Source organism: Methylibium sp. Pch-M, assembly GCF_004136295.1.
GTDB classification, from domain to species: domain Bacteria; phylum Pseudomonadota; class Gammaproteobacteria; order Burkholderiales; family Burkholderiaceae_C; genus Methylibium; species Methylibium petroleiphilum.
On the sequence record NZ_CP029606.1, the window covers coordinates 112,161 to 132,303 of the forward strand.

The following is a 20,143-nucleotide window of genomic DNA, read 5'->3' on the forward strand; positions in this document are numbered from 1 at the left end:
ATTCACCGCATCCGAGCAAGCCGCACAGGCGACTGTGCGGCTTTTTCACTTCTTAAGGCCCTCGAAGTCCATGCCCCTGCCCAAACCGCCCGCCAAGAAAGCCTCCCTCCTCAGCGCCAGCGACTTCGAATCCCAGGCCGCACCCAAACCGGGCACCCGCGCCACCAAGCAGGACCACCCCGGTCCTGCCCTGCTCGACCTGTTCGATCCCCATCCCAAGGCGCCGGCCGCCAAGGCGCCCGCCCCGGCACCCACTGCCACGCCGCGAGCAGCGCAGGCCCCGGCGGCAGGCTACCTGCCGGTCAAGGCCATCAGCCGCGGCACCGCCACGGAACCGCGCCCGCGCAAGCCGCGCGCCAGCGGCCCGCCCAAGCTGTTCGTGCTCGACACCAACGTGCTGATGCACGACCCGATGTCGCTGTTCCGTTTCGACGAGCACGACGTCTACCTGCCGATGATCACGCTCGAGGAGCTCGACGGGCACAAGAAGGGCATGAGCGAGGTCTCGCGCAACGTGCGCCAGGTCAGCCGTGAGCTCGACGCCCTGGCTGGCGGCGCCGACAGCGCGAAGTTCGATCCGGCGGCCGGCGTGGCGCTCGCGAAGACCGGCCACAAGGAGGCCGGCGGCACCCTGTTCTTCCAGACCACCTTCCTCGACGCCAAGCTGCCGGCCGGGCTGCCGCAGGGCAAGGCCGACAACCAGATCCTGGGCGTGGTGCAGGGCCTGCGCGAGCAGCACCCGACGCGCGACGTGGTGCTGGTGTCGAAGGACATCAACATGCGCATCAAGGCCCGCGCGCTGGGCCTGCCGGCAGAGGACTACTTCAACGACAAGACGCTCGAAGACGGCGACCTGCTCTACACCGGCGTGCTGCCGCTGCCGGCCGACTTCTGGGAGCGCCACGGCAAGACCATGGAGAGCTGGCAGCAGGGCGGCTCCACGTTCTACCGCATCGCCGGCCCGCTGGTGCCGGTGCTGATGGTCAACCAGTTCGTCTACCTCGAGACCCCGGGCGCCGCACCGCTCTACGCGAAGGTCACCGAGATCACCGGCAAGACCGCGGTGCTGAAGACGCTGAAGGACTACTCCCACGCCAAGAACGCGATCTGGGGCGTGACCGCGCGCAACCGCGAGCAGAACTTCGCGCTGAACCTGCTGATGGACCCGGACTGCGACTTCATCACCCTGACCGGCACCGCCGGCACCGGCAAGACGCTGATGACCCTGGCCGCCGGCCTGTCGCAGGTGATGGACGACCGCCGCTACAGCGAGATCATCGTGACCCGCGTCACCGTGCCGGTCGGCGAGGACATCGGCTTCCTGCCGGGCACCGAGGAGGAGAAGATGGGCCCGTGGATGGGCGCGCTCGACGACAACCTCGAAGTGCTGTCCAAGAACGACTCCGGGGCCGGTGAATGGGGGCGCGCCGCCACCAACGACCTGGTGCGCAGCAAGATCAAGATCAAGAGCCTGAACTTCATGCGCGGGCGCACCTTCCTGAACAAGTTCGTTCTGATCGACGAGGCGCAGAACCTCACGCCCAAGCAGATGAAGACGCTGATCACGCGGGCCGGCCCGGGCACCAAGATCGTCTGCCTGGGCAATCTGGCGCAGATCGACACGCCCTACCTCACCGAGGGCAGCTCGGGCCTCACCTTCGCGGTCGACCGCTTCAAGGGCTGGCCGCACAGCGGCCATGTGATGCTGGCGCGCGGCGAGCGCTCGCGCTTGGCCGATTACGCGTCCGACGTGTTGTAGGCCCACCTGCACGGGTAGGGGTGCCAGCGGGCGGCAGGCGCACAATTGATGCTCTGCACAAAAGGAGACCTGCGATGACCACTTCCCGAGACGTCTTCGTCGTCGGTGCCGCGCGCACCGCCATCGGCACCTACGGCGGCACGCTGAAGGACACGCCCCTGGCCGACCTGGCCACGCTGGCGGTCAGGACGGCGATCGAGCGCAGCGGCGCCAAGGCTGGGAGCATTGGCCACCTGGCCATGGGCAACGTGATCCCGACCGAGCCGCGCGACGCCTACCTGAGCCGCGTCGCCGCGATCAACGCCGGGCTGTCGAAGGAAACGCCGGCCTTCAACGTGAACCGCCTGTGCGGTTCGGGCCTGCAGGCCATCGTCTCGGCGGCGCAGTCGGTGCTGCTGGGCGACTGCGAGCTGGCCGTCGGCGCCGGCGCCGAGTCGATGTCGCGCGGCCCCTACCACGTGAACACGGCCCGCTGGGGCGCGCGCATGGGCGACACGGCGATGGTCGACTACACCGTCGGCATCCTGCACGACCCCTTCCACAAGATCCACATGGGCATCACCGCGGAGAACGTGGCCGAGCAGTTCGGCATCACCCGCAGCATGATGGACGAGCTGGCCGCCGAGAGTCACCACCGCGCCGCCAAGGCGATCGCCGAGGGCCGCTTCAAGAGCCAGATCGTGCCGGTCGAGATCGTCACCCGCAAGGGAACCGTGAGCTTCGACACCGACGAGCACGTGAAGGCCGACACCACGGTCGAGACGCTGGCCAAGATGAAGCCCGCCTTCAAGAAGGACGGCGGCCTGGTCACGGCCGGCAATGCCTCGGGCATCAACGACGGCGCGGCGGCCGTGGTACTGGCCAGTGCCGAGGCGGTCAAGGCCGGTGGCCTGAAGCCGCTGGCGCGCCTGGTGGCCTACGCCCATGCTGGCGTGGAGCCGAAGATCATGGGCATCGGCCCGGTGCCGGCGACCCAACTCGCACTGAAGAAGGCCGGCCTCAAGGTGCAGGACCTCGATGTGATCGAGTCCAACGAAGCCTTCGCCGCGCAGGCCTGTGCTGTGGTGCGCGAGCTCGACCTCGATCCTGCCAAGGTCAACCCCAACGGCTCGGGCATCTCGCTCGGCCACCCGGTCGGCGCGACCGGCGTCATCATCACCACCAAGGCCCTGTACGAACTGCAGCGCACCGGCGGCCGCTACGCGCTGGTGACCATGTGCATCGGCGGCGGCCAGGGCATCGCCGCGATCTTCGAGCGCGTCTGATCCCCGCGCTCGGTGGAGGATGAAACCCGGCGAACGGGTTTCATCCGGCCGGACTCTGCCTCAGCGGCGGAAACCGCCGCTCTGCAGCAGGAAGAACTGCGGATTCAGGCCCTTCAAGGGCTCGCGCAGTTGCTCGATGTCGGCCGCCGTCCCGTGCACCTCGAGCCGCGTCACCTCGGCGATCTTCAACGCCTCGCCCAGCAGGGCGCCGACGTTCTCCAGGTGGGCCAGCACACCCGCGGCACCGTCATAGCCCTCGCGGCAGTGCGCCGCATCCCCATCGAAGCTGAAAGCGTAGAACACGCACTTGGGCTCGCTGCGCGTCTTCTCGACAAAGCGTGCGGTCAGGGCCTTGAACTCGTCGAGCTTGCCGGGAGCCACCTTGAAATAAGGAACGAGGCTGCAGCAGGTGTCGGGGGTGCTCATCAATGTCTCCTGGAACGGGGGTGGTGGTGCGAAATGCAAGCGCGAGCGTGCCGACCTTCCCCTTCGGCGCACACCGGATGAACCCCTAAGCGAATCCCCAGGGGCCCGTCCGCTGGCGGAAGACCGGCATCTAGGAGAGAGCAGAGAGCACGCCCATTGATACTGTATTTATGTACAGTATTCACTCGCGCTCTCTTCTCCGTCATGCCTCTCGACCTCGCCGCCGCACCTTCGCCGTCACCGCGCGGGCTGGCCTCCTTCATGGACCGCCCCGGGGCTCCGCTGTGGCGGGCCGGCGTGCTGGCCAGGCCGTCGCTGCCGACCCTTCCCACCGGATGGCCGGCGCTCGACGAGCAGTTGCCCGGCGGAGGCTGGCCCGCGAGCGGCCTCACCGAACTGCTGGCCACGCCGGCCAGCGGCGAACTGGCGCTGCTGGCGCCGTGGCTGCGCAGCCTGGGGCAGCGCCAGGAGGGCACACGCGAAACGGTCTGGATCTCCCCGCCGGGCCGGCCTTGCCTGAGCGCGCTGCAGGCCCTCGGCCTGGACAGCTCACGGCTGCTGTGCCTGGCGCCGCAGACACCGACCGATGCCGCCTGGGCCGCCGAGCAGGCGGTGCGAGCCGGCAGCTGCGCCGCCGTGCTGTGGTGGAGCGAACAACCGGTGACCCGCCCCACGCTGCGCCGCCTGCACCTGGCCGCGCAGGCGGGGCTCACGCCCTTGCTGAGCCTGCAGGCGCCCGCGGCCCGCTCGCTGAGTAGCCCGGCGCCGCTGCGCCTGGCCTGCCAGCCGCTACCGGGCCATGCCCTGGCCGTCGACGTGTTCAAGCGTCGCGGCCCGCCGATGGCCCGGCCCCTGCAGCTGTCCCTGCCCTGGCCAGCATCGGTGCGCCCTGCGTCGCCGCTCACCGGACGTCCTCACGATGCTGTGGATCGCCCTCTACCTGCCCCAGCTGCCGCTGCAAGCTTTGCCCGGTTCGCACACCGGGTTTGAGGCCGCGCTGCCGGTGGCGGTGACCGAGCAGCACATGCTGCTCAGCGCCAACCGCGCGGCGCACGCCCTCGGGGTGCGGGCCGGGCAGAGCGTGGCCACGGCCTTGTCTCTGCTGCCGCAGCTCGTCGTGTTCCCGCGTGACCGGCCGCGCGAAGCCGCGCTGGTCGAGCGACTGGCCCTGGCGCTCGCTGCGCTCACGCCCCACCTGAGCCTCACTCCGGACGGGGTGCTGCTCGAAGTGCAGAGCACGCTGCGGCTGTTCGGTGGCATCCATGCGCTGCTGCACCGGGCGCAAGCCCTGGCGCGCACGAGCGGGATGCAGGTACGGACGGGCTGTGCGCCCACCCCCGGCGCGGCCTGGCTGTTCGCCACCAGCGGCCTGGCCCGGCGACATGCGCTGCAGGCCCGGAGCAGCGCGCAGCAGCTGGACCGGCTGCCGGTGGCGAGCCTGGCGCGTCTGCTGCCGCCCAGCCCCCACCAGAGCGAGTTGCTGCAGGCGCTGGGGATCCGGACCTTCGGGGCGCTGCGCGCTCTGCCACGTGCCGGTCTGCAGCGCCGGCTCGGCGTGGACCTGGGCCGGGCGCTCGACCGCTGCTATGGCGACGCCCCCGACCCGAGGCCGTGGTTCGTGCCGCCCGAGCGCTTCCTGGCCCGGCGCGAGCTGCTGCAGCGTGCCGAAGAGGCTGCGGTGCTGATGGCCGCCGTCGAGGCTCTGCTGCCGGCACTGCGCGGTTGGCTGCAGCTGCGCTGGCAGGCCGTCACGGTGCTGGCACTGAGACTGCGCCACGAGCACGGCCGCGCGCCCTGCCCCGACACTCGGCTGCGGCTGCAGCTGTCGGCCCCGAGCCGCGACATTGCCCAGCTCGCGCTGCTGTGGCGCGAGCGCCTGCAGCGCCATGCGCTCGCCGCGCCGGTCTACGAGCTCGCACTCGAACTGGAAGCCGCCGTGCCGCACGGCGGCACGCCCGGCGAGTTGCTGCCCGCACCGGGCCGACAGGACGGCGAACACGCCGCGCTGCTTGACCGACTGACCGCGCGGCTGGGGAGTGATCACGTGCAGCGCTGGGTGCCGCAGGCCGATCACCGGCCCGAGCACGCGCAGCGTGTCCGGTCGGCCGGCGAACCGCCCCCAGCACCCTTTGCGACCACGACGCCCGCTCCCGCCGCCCCCCGACCACTCTGGTTACTGCCGTTGCCGCTGCCGCTGGCCAGCGATGCGCTGGGCCGGCCGCGGCATGGCAGCCCCCTGCGGGTGTGCTCGCGAGCCGAGCGCATCGAGGCCGGCTGGTTCGACGGCGCGCTGGTGCGGCGCGATTACCACGTGGCCGAGGGCGCAGACCACCGGCTGCGCTGGATCTACCGCGAGCACCCCGGCGACGCCTCGTCGGGGGGCTGGTTCCTGCACGGCTGGTTCGGGTGAGACGATGCCGCAGCCGGCCCATCCCAAGACGCCGCAGCCGGCGTCGCCCCCGGCCCCGCCGCCGCACTGGACACAGCCGGGGCTGCCGGCCTACGCGGAGCTGCACTGCCGCTCGAACTTCAGCTTCCTGACCGGCGCCTCGCACCCGCAGGAACTGGTGGAGCGCGCGGCCCAGCTCGGCTATGCGGCGATCGCGATCACCGACGAGTGCTCGGTGGCCGGCGTGGTGCGGGCGCATGCGGCGCTGAAGCGGCTGCGCGAGCAGAGCGGCGGCGACGGCCCCCCGTTGCCGGCCCTGATCATCGGCAGCGAGTTCACGCTCGCCGCCTCGCCCACCGCGCCGGGCTGCCGCCTGGTGCTGCTGGCGAAGAACCGTGAGGGCTATGCCCAGCTTTGCGGTCTCATCACGCTCGGCCGCGGCCGCAGCGCCAAGGGCCACTACCGGTTGAGCGTCGACGACCTCGACGCGCCACTGGCCGGCCAGGGCCATGCCGCCGGCGTGCCCGACTGCCTGGCGCTGCTGATCCCGCGCCACGACGAGCCTCACGCCACCCTGCTCGAGCAGACCCACTGGCTGGCCACCCGCTGCGGCGAGCGCGCCTCGATCGCGGTCGAGCTGCTGCGCTGGGCCGACGACGAGTCCTTCGTCGAACGCCTGCTCGAGGTGTCGGCCGCCACCGGCCTGCCACTGGCGGCGGCGGGCGACGTGCTGATGCACGTGCGCTCGCGCAAGCCGCTGCAGGACACGCTGACCGCGATCCGCCTGAAGCGCCGCGTCGCCGACTGCGGCTACGCACTGATGCGCAACGCCGAGCAGCACCTGCGCTCACGGCTGGCGCTGGCGCAGCTCTGCCGTCCCGAGTGGCTGCAGCGCAGCGTGGACCTCGCGCGGGCCTGCGACTTCTCGCTGGAGCAGCTGAAGTACGAGTACCCGGACGAGATCGTGCCGGCCGGCGAGACGGCCAGCAGCCACCTGCGGCGCCTGACCGAGGAAGGGGCCTGCGTGCGCTATCCCGGCGGCGTGCCCGGCTCGGTGAAGGAGCAGATCGAACGCGAGTTCGCGCTGATCTTCCGCAAGCGCTACGAGGCCTTCTTCCTCACCGTGCACGACGTGGTGCGCTTCGCCCGCTCCGAGGGCATCCTGTGCCAGGGCCGCGGCTCGGCCGCCAACTCGGCGGTCTGCTACTGCCTGGGCATCACCGAGGTCGACCCGACGCAGACCACGCTGCTGTTCGAGCGCTTCATCAGCGAGGAGCGCAACGAAGCCCCCGACATCGACGTCGACTTCGAGCACGAGCGGCGCGAGGAGGTCATCCAGTACATCTACGGCAAGTACGGCATGCACCGCACCGCGCTGGCCGCGGCGCTCTCGACCTACCGCGTGCGCGGCGCGGTGCGCGAGGTTGGCAAGGCGTTGGGGCTGGATGGGCAGCGCATCGACCGCCTCGCGAAGAGCCACCAGTGGTTCGACGGGCACGAGGCCCTGCCCGCCCGGCTGGTCGAGGCCGGCTTCGACCCGGAGGCCCTGGTCACCCGGCAGTGGCTGGCGCTGAGCACCGCGCTGATCGGCTTCCCGCGACACCTGTCGCAGCACGTCGGTGGCTTCGTCATCGCGCGCGACGCGCTGTCGCGCCTGGTGCCGATCGAGAACGCCGCCATGGAGAAGCGCCGCGTGATCCAGTGGGACAAGGACGATCTCGAGTCGCTGGGGCTGCTGAAGGTCGACGTGCTGGCGCTGGGCATGCTGAGCGCGCTCAAGCGTGCGCTCGCGCTGCTCACCGACTGGCGCGGCCCGCCGCCCGGCGCCAACGGCGGCGCGCCCGCGTCCCCGTCATGGCGGATGCAGGACATTCCGCGCGAGGACATCGCCACCTACGAAATGATCCAGGAAGCCGACACCGTGGGTGTGTTCCAGATCGAGAGCCGGGCCCAGCAGAGCATGCTGCCCCGGCTGAAGCCTCGCGAGTTCTACGACCTGGTGGTCCAGGTCGCGATCGTGCGGCCGGGCCCGATCAGCGGCGGCATGGTGCATCCCTACCTGAAGCAACGCGAGCTGCAGCGCCAGGGCCTGCGCCCGCCGCCGGCCTACCCGGCGCTCGCCGAGGCGCTCGAACGCACGCTGGGCATCCCGATCTTCCAGGAGCAGGTGATGCAGATCTGCATGATCGCGGCCGATTTCAGCGGTGGCGATGCCGACGAGCTGCGCCGTGCGATGGCGGCCTGGAAACGCAAGGGCGGCTTGCAGCACTTCCACGATCGCATCGTCGATTGCATGGTGGAAAAGAAATACGACCGCGAGTTTGCCGAGCGCATCTTCGAGCAGATCAAGGGCTTCGGCGAGTACGGCTTCCCGGAGAGCCACGCCTACAGCTTCGCGCTGCTGGCCTACCTGAGCGCCTGGCTCAAGTGCCACGAGCCGGCGATCTTCCTGGCCGCGCTGCTGAACTCGCAGCCGATGGGCTTCTACGCACCGTCGCAGCTGGTGCAGGATGCACGGCGCCACGCGGTCGAAGTGCGCCCGGTCGACGTGGGCCACAGCAGCTGGGACTGCACGCTCGAACCGGCGTCACCCGACGGCCTGCCCTGCGCGGCACGCTCGCCGCAACCCGCCGTGCGCCTGGGGCTGCGCCTCGTCTCCGGCTTCAACGAGGCGGCCGCCGGCCGCATCCTGGCCGCCCGCCACGCGGCGGCCTTCGCCAGCCTTGACGACCTGGCCCGGCGCGCCGGGCTCGATCCCCAGGCCCTGCAGGTGCTGGCCCGTGCCGATGCACTGCAGGGCCTGGCCGGCCACCGCCGGCAACAGGCGTGGCAGGCGAGCGGCCAGCCCCGCCGCACCGCCCTGCTCGCCGGCGCGCCGCATCGCGAAGACCCGCTCGTCCTGCCCGCGCCGCCCGAGGCCGAGGAGATCACGCTCGACTACGCCAGCACCCAGCTCACGCTGCGCCGCCATCCGCTGGCGCTGCTGCGTCCGCGGCTCGTACAGCGTGGCTGGCGCAATGCGCGGGAGCTCGGTACCCTGAAGGATGGCAGCCGCGTCTGGGCCTGCGGCATCGTCGTCGGTCGCCAGCAGCCCGAGACCGCCAAGGGCACGATCTTCGTCACGCTGGAGGACGAGACCGGCTCGGTCAACGTGATCGTCTGGAAAGGGGTGCGCGAGCGTTTCCGCCAGGCGCTGCTCGCCTCACGCCTGCTGGCGGTGGCCGGGGAATGGCAGTGCTCGCCGGAAGGCGTGACGCACCTGCTGGCACGGCGGCTGGTCGACGTGACGCCCTGGCTGGGCCGGCTGGCGACGAGTTCGCGCGATTTCCACTGACGGTCGCGCCGGTCGCGCGGCCGAGACTCAGTCGTTCTTCAACCGCTTCACAACCGCAGCCGTGGTCAGCAGTTCGAGCTGGGCCTCGAGCCGGATCACGCGGCCGGTCAGGTCCTCGATCTTCTGCTGCTGCAGCTTCATCGCGTCGGACTGCCGGTTGACCTTGTCCTCGAGCTTGATCATCGAGGTGAGCGCTCCCCAGACGCGGTCGGTGACGCCCATCAGGCGGCCTTGCGCACCGCCGCCCGGCCGGCGGCTGGCTTCGGCGGGCGAGAGGCCTTCGCCTCCATCGCAGCGATGCGCTTGTTGCTCGCCTCGATGAAATTCAGCGCATCGTCGATGGCGGCGCCGGCACGATCGGCGGCATCGCGCGCGGCATCGGCCAGTACGCCCAGTTCCTGGTCCGCTTCCTTGGCCTCGTAGGCGAAGGCGCCGCGGCGCATCAGTTCCGACACGGGCAGGTCCAGGCGCTTCGCCTTGGCGGCGATCGCCTTCTTGTCCTGCAAGGTTGCCTGCACCACGATGCGTTCGACGGCTGCGGCCATGTCGTCACTCCCGATCGGGGACCCCCTGCCCCTGTCCATGGACAGTGTATGTACATGGGGTCGACTGTCAAGCCGCCCACCCGGAAAACCCGCCCGGGCGTCAGTAGTCGCTGCCGCTGCTGCCCGGCGCCAGGTTGTCGAACTTGGTCAGCGGCTTCAGGAAGGTGAGCTTCACCGTGCCGACCGGGCCGTTACGCTGCTTGCCGATGATGATCTCGGCAACGCCCGGCTCCTTGGTGTCCTTGTTGTAGTACTCGTCGCGGTAGATGAACATGATGACGTCGGCATCCTGCTCGATCGCGCCCGACTCGCGCAGGTCGCTCATCATCGGCCGCTTGTCGGTGCGCGTCTCGACGCTGCGATTGAGCTGCGACAGCGCGATCACCGGGCACTTCAGTTCCTTGGCCAGCGACTTCAGGCCGCGCGAGATCTCGCCGATCACGGTGGCACGGTTCTCCTCGTTCGAGCTGGAGCCGCTCATCAGCTGCAGGTAGTCGACCACGATCAGGCCGAGCTGGCCGCACTGGCGTGCCTGGCGCCGGGCGCGGGCGCGCAGCTCGCTCGGCGTCAGCGCCGCGCTCTCGTCGATGAAGACGCTGGCCTTGCCGAGCTTGTCGACCGCCTCGGTCAGGCGGCCCCATTCGTCGTCGCGCAGCCGGCCGGTGCGCAGCCCCGACTGGTCGATGCGGCCGAGCGAGCCGACCATCCGCAGCGCCAGCTGCGAGGCGCCCATTTCCATCGAGAACACCACCACCGGCAGGCCTTCCTGCACCGCGACGTGCTCGCCGATGTTGAGCGCGAACGCGGTCTTGCCCATCGACGGGCGCGCCGCCAGCACGATCAGATCGCCCGGCTGCAGACCGGCGGTCATGCGGTCAAGGTCGTAGAAGCCGGTGCGCACGCCGGTCACTTCCTCGGCGCCGTTCTCGGCCAGTTCGGTCACGCGGTCGATCAGCTGCACCACCAGCGTATCCATGCCCTGGAAGCCCTGCTTGGTGCGCGAACCCGCTTCGCCGATCTTGAAGATCTTGCCCTCGGCCTCGTCGAGGATCTCGGAGACCGCGCGGCCGCGAGGGTTGAAGGCATTGGTGGCGATCTCGTCACTGGTGGCGACCAGGTCGCGCAGGATCTTGCGCTCGCGCACGATCTCGGCATAGCGGCGCAGGTTGGCCGCGCTCGGCACGCTCTGCGCGAGCTGGTTCAGGTAGGCCAGCCCGCCCACCTCCTCGGCCTTGCCGAGCGACTGCAGTTGCTCGTAGACGGTGATCACGTCGGCCGGCTTGCTGGCGTTGATCAGCTTGCCGATGGCCCCGTAGATCAACTGGTGCTCGTGGCGGTAGAAATCGCCGTCGTTCAGCAGGTCGCCGGCCCGGTCCCAGGCGCCGTTGTCGATCAGCAGCCCCCCCAGCACGCTCTGCTCGGCCTCGATGGATTGCGGCGGGATGCGCAGGCGGGCGACCTCGTCGTCGCCGCGGGCGTCAGGGCGCGCGCCGCCCCCGGAGAAAATGGCTGACATCGTTCGATCTTATGCCGGTCGCCGACCCGCCGTTGTGGGCAAGTCTGTGGAAATCCGGTGGGTGGCCTGGGGGCGGCGCTGTACAGGCACCGCCGCAAAAACAAAGGCCGGCGAATGCCGGCCTTCGTCGCGAGCGGACAGAAGACTCAGTCGGTCTCGCCGACCACCGTCACGTTCACGTCGACCACCACGTCGGTGTGCAGCGCCACCGTCACCGGGTGCTCACCCACGGTCTTCAGCGGACCGTTGGGCAGGCGCACCTGCGACTTCACGACCTTGAAGCCGGCCTTGCCCAGCGCTTCGGCGATATCGTGGTTGGTGACCGAGCCGAACAGGCGGCCATCGACGCCGGCCTTCTGCGTGATGCTGAGGACCTTGCCGTTGAGCTTCTCGCCCTCGGCCTGGGAGGCGGCCAGCTTCGCAGCCGCAGCCTTTTCCAGTTCGATGCGCTTGGCTTCGAATTCCTTGACCGCCGTTTCGGTGGCACGACGTGCGGCACCACTGGGGATCAGGAAATTGCGTGCGTAGCCGTCCTTGACCTTGACGACCTCACCGAGGTTGCCGAGGTTGGCCACCTTCTCGAGCAGGATGATTTGCATGGCGGGCTCCTCAGGACTTGTGCTGGTCGCTGTACGGCAGCAGGGCCAGGAAGCGGGCGCGCTTGATGCAGGTCGACAGCTGACGCTGGAAGAAGGCACGCGTGCCGGTCAGGCGGGCGGGCGTGATCTTGCCGTTCTCGGCGATGAAGTCGCGCAGCGTGTCGACATCCTTGTAGTCGATCTCGGTGACGCCGGTGACCGTGAAGCGGCAGAAGCGCTTGCGACGGAACAGCAGCGATTGGGTGTTGCGCTTCGGGCGCTTGTCCTTGCCGAAACGGCCTTTACCACGGGGCGGGGGCATAGTGAACTCCTGAAATCTGAAACGGGTTGCTCAAAGCGAAGCGGGCTGGGCGTCGAATTCGGTGATGTGCAGCAGCACGCCCTTGCCGTTGCGGTGGGATCCGAGGAATCCGGCGAACCCGGCGGTGTCTCCCACCGCCAGCTTGCCGAGCTGCTCGGCCACCGCCCCGATGCCCACGGCCCGGATCTCCAGGGAGACCCGGCGCGGGTGCCCGGCTTCCGTCACTTGCGACTCGTGCCTCAGGCTCAAGTCGAGTGCCGGCAAACCGGCGGGCGTGTAGCGCATCACGCCCCGCTCCACCAACTGCGCCTGAAGAGCCACGCGGTTCATGCAGGCGCCTGCGGCAGGCAGGGCTTCACCGGAATCAGGCGGCGGCTTCCTGCGGCTGCGGTGCCTTGCGCGATTCCTCGCGCTCGACGGCCTTCATCATGATCGAGGGCGCGGTCTCGGCCTTGCTCTTGACCACCGTGAGGTGGCGCAGCACGGCGTCGTTGAACTTGAAGCCGGTCTCGAGCTCGAGCAGCGTTTCCTTGCTGCACTCGATGTTGAGGCACAGGTAGTGCGCCTTCGCGAGCTTGTTGATCAGGTACGCCAGTTGGCGGCGACCCCAATCCTCGACGCGGTGCACCTTGCCACCGGCGGCGGTGACCAGGCCCTTGTAGCGTTCCAGCATGGCCGGAACCTGCTCGCTTTGATCCGGGTGGATCAGCAGGACGATTTCGTAATGACGCATCGGTACTCCTTGTGGATGTCCGCCTCGCGGCCGTGCGGGCACGGCGGTCGGCGGGGAAGCCACCCCCTAGCGTCAACAAGGGGTGTGGCAAGGTGAGCCCAAGATTATAGCCGCATCAATGGAAACGGCCCCCGTTGCCGGGGGCCGCCAGTCAGCCGTGGCGGGCCGGCCCGGAGGCCGGCCCCACGGGGCCTCAGGTACCCAGGCTCTTCACCGTGTCGCCGCGCAGGTTCGGATAGCGAACGTGCTCGATCAGCTCCTGCACCTTCTTGTTCGGTGCCGGCGTGAACAGGCTCACGATGATGATCACCGCAAAGCCGATCGGCACGCCGAAGGTCGCCGCCGAGATCGGCTGGATGCCGAACCACAGGTTGACGGGATCGGTGATGCCGAACACGCCACGCAGCCAGGGCTGGTTGTGGATCATGTAGTACATGGTCGTCCCCAGGCCGGCGATCATGCCCAGCACGGCCCCGGCGCTGGAAGCCCGCTTCCAGAAGATGCCGAGCACCAGGGCCGGGAAGAAGCCCGCCGCCGCGAACGAGAACGCCGCCGACACCAGGAACAGGATGTCCGCCGGCTTCTGCGACGCCACGTAGGCCGCTGCCAGGGCCACGACCAGCAAGAGGATCTTGGAGATCGTCACGCGGCGGGAGGTCGACGCATTCGGATCGATCATCTTGTAGTACAGGTCGTGCGACAGCGCGTTGGCGATCGTCAGCAGCAGGCCGTCCGCGGTGGACAGCGCCGCCGCCAGACCGCCCGCGGCGACCATGCCTGACACCACGTACGGCAGGCCACCGATCTCCGGCGTGGCCAGCACGATGATGTCGCCGCCGATCTTCATCTCGCCGAGCTGCAGGATGCCGTCCTTGTTGATGTCGGTGACCGACATCAGCGTCGGATCGACCCGCGCCCAGTTGGCGATCCAGGCGGGCAACTGGTCGAACGGCGTGCCGACGACGTTGTTGAACACCTCGAACTTCACCAGGACGGCCAGCGCCGGCGCGGTGAAATACAGCAGGAAGATGAAGAACAGCGACCAGGTCACCGACTCGCGCGCCTCCTTGACCGAGGGCGTCGTGTAGTAGCGCATCAGGATGTGCGGCAGCGCGGCCGTGCCGACCATCAGGCAGAACACCAGCGCCAGGAAGTTGCGACGCGAATCGTCGAAGGTCTTCTGCGCCTTCTCGTCGCCGTTCGGGTCGCCGGCGTACTGCTGTGCGTGGGGCGGCATGCCGGCCAGCGGCTTGGCGCGCGCCTCGTTCGCAGTCTTTGCCGCCGTGTAGGCCTTCTTGGCATCGGCTTCCGTTGCCGGCAAGGCAGCCAGCGCTTTCTCGGCCGCCTGCACGTCGGCCAGCGGAGCGTTCGCGCCCTTCAGGTCGGCGAGCTTCTGCTCGGCCGCTGCCTTGTCAGCTGCCATCGCGGCCGGCACGTCCTTCAACTTGGTATCGGCGCCCTCGGCACGCTGCTTGAAGGCCGCGATGACCTCCAGCTCCTTCGGGTCGGCCTTGAGCTGGGCCTCCTTGGCGGTGATCTTCTGCAGTTGGGCGCCGTAGATGGCCTGCGGCACCGGCACACTGGTCTGCTTCACCGAAAGCCAGACCACAGGGATCATGTACGCAATGATCAGGATGATGTACTGCGCCACCTGCGTCCAGGTGACCGCGCGCATGCCGCCGAGGAAGGAGCACACCAGGATACCGCCGAGGCCGACGAACACGCCGATCTCGAACGCCAGACCGCTCAGGCGGGCCGTGATCAACCCTACGCCGTAGATCTGCGCCACCACGTAGGTGAACGAGCACAGGATCGCCGCGAAGATGCCGATGAACCGCGCCAGATTGCCGCCATAGCGCTCGCCGAGGAAGTCGGGAATCGTGAACTGCCCGAACTTGCGCAGGTAAGGTGCCAGGAACAGCGCCACCAGGCAGTAGCCGCCGGTCCAGCCCATGATGAAGGCCAGGCCGCCGTAGCCGGTGAGGTACAGCGTGCCGGCCATGCCGATGAACGAGGCGGCCGACATCCAGTCGGCACCGGTGGCCATGCCGTTGTAGACCGCCGGCACGCGGCGACCTGCGACGTAGTACTCGGCCGCATCGGTGGTGCGGCTCATGATGCCGATGCCGGCATACAGGGCCACGGTGGCCAGCAGGAAGATGAAGCCGATGTAGCTGCGCGGCAGCCCCATCTGCTCCAGCACCGCCAGCACGATCACGAAGGCGATGAAGCCGCCGGTGTACCAGCTGTAGACCTTGTTCAGTTGCGACTTGAAGGCCGCGTTGGCGGCGCGACTGCTGCCCGCAGCGGCGGCAGTCGGTGTGATTCCAGCCATGTCAGTCCTCCTCGGCAACGCCGTGTTCTTGATCGAGGCGGTTCATCGTCCTGGCGTAATACCAGATGATGACCACATAGATGATCAGCGAGCCCTGCGCCGCCATGTAGAAGCTGAAAGGCCAGCCGAAGAACGAGAAGCTGAGGTCTCGCGCGAAATACGCCATTACGTAGGTCACTACAAACCAGATCGCCAGCAGGACCGAGGTGATCCTGAGGTTCTTCTGCCAGTAGAGCCGCTGCTGTTCAGTCACCTGCATCGCTGTGCTCCAGTCCTTGTTGTCTCCAACCCCGTCGGGGGGTCACCGGTCTTGCGGATGCCACCGTCCCTCGCGTTCTTCGACGCGATGCCTGCCGCCCGTGGACGGGCGCGTTTCAGTGCCCGCCGGCCGGCGAGCCGAGCAGTCCGGTTTCCCGCTCGAGCTGAGCGGCCACCTTGGGCTCGAACCCCTGGAGATGGCGGATGATCTTCGCCGCCTCCTCGGGTTGCTGACGATCGACATGCACCCGCGCCAGCTGGTACCAGCCGTGCGGGCTCATGGGCTGCAGTTCGGTGTTGCGCTTCAACGCGGCGACGGCCTCGTCGTAGCGGTGCTGACGGATCAGCACCAGACCCAGGCCGTACCAGGCCCGGTCGAGCTTGGACTCGAGTTCGAGCGCGCGGCGGAATGCCTGTTCGGCCTCGTCGAGCCGGCCCTGCTGCTCCAGCAGGAAACCGAGGTTGAACCAGGCATGGGCATGCTCGGGCTGCGCATCGAGCAAGCGGCGGAAATCGGCCATCGCCGCATCGGCCCGTCCGGCCTGCGCCAGCACGTGGGCTCGGCTGGCGAGCGCGTATGCGTCGTCAGGCCACAGCCCCAGCATCTCGTCGAAGACCTCGAGCGCCCCGTCGCGCCGATTGATGACGAGCAGCATCTGCGCGCGCCACTTGAGCAGCAGATGGCGCCACCACCCACCCTGGCGCGGCAGGCTCGTCGAGTTCATTGGCACAGCCCCTGACCTGGCGCCGCCCGGCAGAGGCTGACCTTCTCGATCACCATGAACACCCAGATCCACGCGAGCGCGATGAAGGTCAGCAGCGGGATGTGGCGGTCGATCACCAGCTTCGGCGTGATGGCGCGGAACGCAGTGGTGAAGGGGCGGGTCAGGCCGTTCAGCAACTGATAGAAGAAATTCTGTTCGCGCTTGGCGCCCGCCAGGATGCCGAGCAGCCAGCGTCCGGCCAGTGCGCACAGGGCGATCTCGGCGATGAGCTTGATCGATGCGATGAACAGCAGCATGGGGCCTCGTAACGGTTCCTTTCATTGTGAAATGGCGCCTTACGCGATGCTGACGAAACCTGACGATGCTCTGATATGCCCTGTCAGGACTTACCCGAAGCTTGGCGCACGCAAAACGGCAAACGGCCCCGATCGGGGCCGTTCCGAGGTCCGGGGCTCAGCCCGCGGACTTGCAGCGTGCAGAACTCAGCGCTTGGCGAGACGCTGCCAGGTGTCGACCACCGTGTCGGGGTTCAGCGAGATCGACACGATGCCCTCGGCCGCCAGCCAGTCGGCGAAGTCGGGGTGGTCGCTGGGCCCCTGGCCGCAGATGCCGATGTACTTGCCGGTGGCGCGGCAGGCGGTGATGGCCCGCGAGATCATGGCCTTGACGGCCGGATCGCGCTCGTCGAAGTCGGCCGCCAGCAGTTCGAGCCCGGAGTCGCGGTCCAGTCCCAGCGTGAGCTGGGTCAGATCGTTCGAGCCGATCGACATGCCGTCGAAGTGCGCGAGGAACTGGTCGGCCAGGATGGCGTTGCTCGGCACCTCGCACATCATGATGACCTTGAGGTCGTCGCTGCCGCCGGCCGCCGCGCGCTTGAGCCCGTGCTCGGCCAGCATGCCCACCACGCGCTCTGCCTGCTTCACCGTGCGCACGAAGGGCACCATGATCTCGACGTTGGTCAGGCCCATGTCCTGGCGCACACGCTTGAGCGCCTCGCACTCCATCGCGAAGGCCTCGCCGAAGTCGCTGCTGATGTAGCGCGATGCGCCACGGAAGCCCAGCATCGGGTTCTCTTCCTCGGGCTCGTAGCGCGAGCCACCGATCAGCTTCTTGTACTCGTTCGACTTGAAGTCGCTCAGGCGCACGATGACCGGCTTCGGCCAGAACGCGGCAGCGATCGTCGCGATGCCCTCGGCCAGCTTGTCGACGTAGAAGGCGCGCGGCGAGGCATGGCCGCGGGCCACGCTCTCGACGGCCTTCTTCAGGTCGGCGTCGACATTCGGGTAGTCGAGGATCGCCTTCGGGTGTACGCCGATGTTGTTGTTGATGATGAATTCGAGCCGCGCCAGGCCGACGCCGGAGTTCGGCATCTGCGCGAAGTCGAACGCGAGCTGCGGGTTGCCCACGTTCATCATGATCTTGACCGGGCAGTACGGCAGCTCGCCGCGCTGCACGTCGCTGATCTCGGTCTCGAGCAGCCCGTCGTAGATGTAGCCGGTGTCGCCCTCGGAGCAAGCCACGGTGACCAGCGCACCGTCCTTCAGCGTCTCGGTCGCGTCGCCGCAGCCCACGACCGCCGGGATGCCGAGCTCGCGCGCGATGATCGCCGCGTGGCAGGTGCGGCCGCCGCGGTTGGTGACGATGGCGCTGGCGCGCTTCATCACCGGCTCCCAGTTCGGGTCGGTCATGTCGGTGACCAGCACGTCACCGGCCTGCACCTGGTCCATCTCGGCCAGGCTGTGCACGATGCGCACCGGGCCGGTGCCGATCTTCTGGCCGATCGCGCGGCCCTCGGCCAGCACGGTGCCCGAGCCCTTGAGCTTGTAGCGCTGCTCGACCTTGCCCTCGGCCTGGCTCTTCACCGTTTCCGGCCGCGCCTGCAGGATGTAGAGCTGCCCATCGCCGCCGTCCTTGCCCCACTCGATGTCCATCGGGCGGCCGTAGTGCTCCTCGATGATCAGCGCGTAACGGGCGAGTTCGGTCACGTCGGCGTCGGACAGCGAGTAGCGGTTGCGCTGCTCGGTCGCCGTGTCCACGGTCTTGACGAGCTTGCCGCTGGCTGCCTTTTCCTGCGGCGTGGCGAACTCCATCTTGATCAGCTTGGAGCCGAGGTTGCGGCGGATCACCGCCAGCTTGCCGGCCTTCAGCGCCGGCTTGTGCACGTAGAACTCATCCGGGTTCACGGCACCCTGCACCACCGTCTCGCCCAGGCCGTAGCTCGAGGTGATGAAGACCACGTCCTTGAAGCCGGACTCGGTGTCGATCGTGAACATCACGCCGGCCGCGCCGAGGTCGGAGCGCACCATGCGCTGCACGCCGGCCGACAGCGCCACGTCGGCGTGCGCAAAGCCCTTGTGCACTCGGTAGCTGATGGCGCGGTCGTTGTAGAGGCTGGCGAACACCTCCTTCATCTTGTGCAGCACGTCGTCGATGCCGACGACGTTCAGGAAGGTCTCCTGCTGGCCCGCGAAGCTGGCGTCGGGCAGGTCCTCGGCGGTGGCCGAAGAGCGCACCGCGAACGAGGCGCCGGGGTTGCCGGCAGTGAGCTGCGAAAACTCGGTCGCGATCGCGTCCTGCAGGTCAGCCGGGAACGGCTGGGCCTCGACCCAACCGCGGATCTCGGCCCCGGCCTCGGCCAGTGCCCGCACGTCGTCGGTGTCCAGCGCCGACAGGCGCGCATTGATCCTGTCGACCAGGCCGCCGTGCTTGAGGAACTGCCGGAAGGCGTGGGCGGTGGTCGCGAAGCCCCCGGGCACCCGCACGCCGGAGGCCGCGAGCTGGCTGATCATCTCGCCGAGGCTGGCGTTCTTGCCGCCAACCGCGTCGACGTCGGTCATTCTCAGTCGTTCGAACGGGACGACCAGGGCGGTCGCATCAAAGCTGGACATGGGAAAACTCCGTGATGTGATGAAACCGGGGCGCACCGTTGCGGCCACCGAGGCTTCCAGTCGGCCGCGCTCACGCCTGTTCGTCTTGTTCTCGGCGCGGGGCTCATGGCTGGAGTCGGATGCGGAAGGGCCAGGTGCAAACTGGTTTAGATTGTACGGTCCCCGTTGCAATCGTTTGCCCTGACGGCCACCCCCTAAAAGCGCGCCGCGCTCCTTCTTCCCCATGCCAAATCGCACAGTGTTCTTCGTTTCGGACGGCACCGGCATCACCGCCGAGACCTTCGGCAACTCCATCCTGGCGCAGTTCTCGGCCAAGCCCCGCCACGTGCGCCGGCCCTTCATCGACACGCCCGACAAGGCCTACCAGGTGGTGCGCGAGATCAACGACACCGCCGGGCGCGAGGGCAAGCGCCCGATCGTCTTCATCACGCTGATCGACACCGAGGTGCGCAGCATCATCCGCAGCGCCCACTGCCTGGTGCTGGACATGCTGGGCACCTTCGTCGAGCCGCTGGAGGCCGAGTTCGGCATCAAGTCCAACCACCGCGTCGGCCGCTTCGACGACATCTCCAAGAGCCAGGAGTACACCGATCGCATCGAGGCGATCAACTTCTCGCTCGCCCATGACGACGGCCAGTCGTCGAAGAACCTCGACATCGCCGACGTGATCCTGGTCGGCGTCAGCCGCTCCGGCAAGACGCCGACCTCGCTCTACCTGGCGATGCAGCACGGCATCAAGGCGGCCAATTACCCGCTGATCCCCGAGGACTTCGACCGCGGCGCCCTGCCCTCCGCGCTGGTGCCGCACAAGAAGAAGTGCTTCGGCCTGACGATCGCGCCGGAGCGCCTGCGCGAGATCCGCCACGAGCGACGACCCAACAGCAAGTACGCCTCGCTCGAGAACTGCCGCCTGGAGGTGTCGGCGGCCGAGTCGATGATGGGCCGCGAGGGCATCGCCTGGCTCAGCTCGACGCACAAGTCGATCGAGGAAATCGCCACCACCATCCTGCGCGATATCCGGCCGGACCGGCTGATCTACTGAGCCGCGCCGCCATGGCTGGCCTCGGGGT

Annotated in this window: 19 protein-coding genes; 6 read left to right on the forward strand and 13 right to left on the reverse strand. The window is 68.5% G+C overall.

The genetic code is table 11. The features are described 5' to 3' along the window. Positions 1–70 precede the first annotated feature (70 nt). Positions 71–1,759, forward strand: coding sequence for a PhoH family protein (locus tag C1M51_RS00520; RefSeq protein WP_129447763.1), 1,689 nt, complete (start codon positions 71–73; stop codon positions 1,757–1,759). A 74-nt stretch (positions 1,760–1,833) separates the two neighbouring features. Next, the gene (locus C1M51_RS00525; protein ID WP_129447764.1) at positions 1,834–3,024 is read left to right on the forward strand and encodes an acetyl-CoA C-acyltransferase family protein; all 1,191 of its coding nucleotides are present in this window, start codon (positions 1,834–1,836) and stop codon (positions 3,022–3,024) included. Positions 3,025–3,084: 60 nt separating this feature from the next. Here C1M51_RS00525 and C1M51_RS00530 read toward each other — a convergent pair whose 3' ends face one another. Further along, on the reverse strand, positions 3,085–3,450 hold the full coding sequence (locus C1M51_RS00530) for a putative quinol monooxygenase (protein WP_129447765.1): 366 nt from the start codon (positions 3,448–3,450) through the stop codon (positions 3,085–3,087). A gap of 204 nt (positions 3,451–3,654) precedes the next feature. Between C1M51_RS00530 and imuA the strand changes: the two genes are divergently transcribed. From imuA to C1M51_RS00545, 3 genes are read left to right on the forward strand one after another with little or no spacing between them, the layout of a single operon-like run. Further along, positions 3,655–4,440, forward strand: coding sequence for a translesion DNA synthesis-associated protein ImuA (gene imuA, locus C1M51_RS00535; RefSeq protein WP_129447766.1), 786 nt, complete (start codon positions 3,655–3,657; stop codon positions 4,438–4,440). Continuing rightward, complete coding sequence (locus tag C1M51_RS00540) at positions 4,370–5,860, forward strand: DNA polymerase Y family protein (protein ID WP_165349621.1); 1,491 nt, start codon at positions 4,370–4,372, stop codon at positions 5,858–5,860. Before imuA ends, C1M51_RS00540 begins: the two co-directional genes overlap by 71 nt. Before the next feature lie 4 nt (positions 5,861–5,864). Continuing rightward, positions 5,865–9,173, forward strand: a complete 3,309-nt coding sequence (locus C1M51_RS00545) for an error-prone DNA polymerase (protein WP_129447768.1) — start codon at positions 5,865–5,867, stop codon at positions 9,171–9,173. A 27-nt stretch (positions 9,174–9,200) separates the two neighbouring features. Here C1M51_RS00545 and C1M51_RS00550 read toward each other — a convergent pair whose 3' ends face one another. The 12 genes from C1M51_RS00550 to ppsA form a co-directional block, all read right to left on the reverse strand. Beyond that, entirely contained in the window at positions 9,201–9,395 is a 195-nt protein-coding gene (locus C1M51_RS00550) for a hypothetical protein (protein WP_036231697.1), read from the reverse strand. Then, positions 9,395–9,718, reverse strand: a complete 324-nt coding sequence (locus C1M51_RS00555; protein ID WP_129447769.1) for a hypothetical protein — start codon at positions 9,716–9,718, stop codon at positions 9,395–9,397. Before C1M51_RS00555 ends, C1M51_RS00550 begins: the two co-directional genes overlap by 1 nt. Positions 9,719–9,818: 100 nt before the next feature. Further along, a complete protein-coding gene (gene dnaB / locus C1M51_RS00560; RefSeq protein WP_036231693.1) occupies positions 9,819–11,234 on the reverse strand; it encodes a replicative DNA helicase in 1,416 nt (471 codons plus the stop codon). Between the two features lie 146 nt (positions 11,235–11,380). Next, entirely contained in the window at positions 11,381–11,833 is a 453-nt protein-coding gene (rplI, locus tag C1M51_RS00565; RefSeq protein ID WP_129447770.1) for a 50S ribosomal protein L9, read from the reverse strand. 10 nt (positions 11,834–11,843) lie between these two features. Then, on the reverse strand, positions 11,844–12,134 hold the full coding sequence (gene rpsR, locus C1M51_RS00570) for a 30S ribosomal protein S18 (protein WP_011829127.1): 291 nt from the start codon (positions 12,132–12,134) through the stop codon (positions 11,844–11,846). Positions 12,135–12,164: 30 nt separating this feature from the next. Beyond that, positions 12,165–12,464, reverse strand: a complete 300-nt coding sequence (gene priB, locus C1M51_RS00575; RefSeq protein ID WP_129447771.1) for a primosomal replication protein N — start codon at positions 12,462–12,464, stop codon at positions 12,165–12,167. A gap of 34 nt (positions 12,465–12,498) precedes the next feature. Beyond that, complete coding sequence (gene rpsF / locus C1M51_RS00580; RefSeq protein ID WP_011829125.1) at positions 12,499–12,867, reverse strand: 30S ribosomal protein S6; 369 nt, start codon at positions 12,865–12,867, stop codon at positions 12,499–12,501. A 193-nt stretch (positions 12,868–13,060) separates the two neighbouring features. Continuing rightward, positions 13,061–15,202, reverse strand: coding sequence for a VC_2705 family sodium/solute symporter (locus C1M51_RS00585; protein WP_129447772.1), 2,142 nt, complete (start codon positions 15,200–15,202; stop codon positions 13,061–13,063). 1 nt (position 15,203) lies between these two features. After that, positions 15,204–15,461 carry a DUF4212 domain-containing protein gene (locus tag C1M51_RS00590; protein WP_011829123.1) on the reverse strand — a complete coding sequence of 86 codons (258 nt, stop codon included), beginning with the start codon at positions 15,459–15,461 and terminating at the stop codon, positions 15,204–15,206. Between the two features lie 115 nt (positions 15,462–15,576). After that, positions 15,577–16,185, reverse strand: coding sequence for a tetratricopeptide repeat protein (locus C1M51_RS00595; RefSeq protein WP_129447773.1), 609 nt, complete (start codon positions 16,183–16,185; stop codon positions 15,577–15,579). Further along, a complete protein-coding gene (locus tag C1M51_RS00600; protein ID WP_129447774.1) occupies positions 16,182–16,481 on the reverse strand; it encodes a hypothetical protein in 300 nt (99 codons plus the stop codon). Before C1M51_RS00600 ends, C1M51_RS00595 begins: the two co-directional genes overlap by 4 nt. A 186-nt stretch (positions 16,482–16,667) precedes the next feature. Further along, a complete protein-coding gene (ppsA, locus tag C1M51_RS00605) occupies positions 16,668–19,073 on the reverse strand; it encodes a phosphoenolpyruvate synthase (protein WP_129447775.1) in 2,406 nt (801 codons plus the stop codon). A 223-nt stretch (positions 19,074–19,296) separates the two neighbouring features. On the opposite strand from ppsA, the gene C1M51_RS00610 reads away from it, so the two are divergent. Further along, entirely contained in the window at positions 19,297–20,115 is an 819-nt protein-coding gene (locus tag C1M51_RS00610) for a pyruvate, water dikinase regulatory protein (RefSeq protein ID WP_129447776.1), read from the forward strand. Positions 20,116–20,143 lie beyond the last annotated feature (28 nt).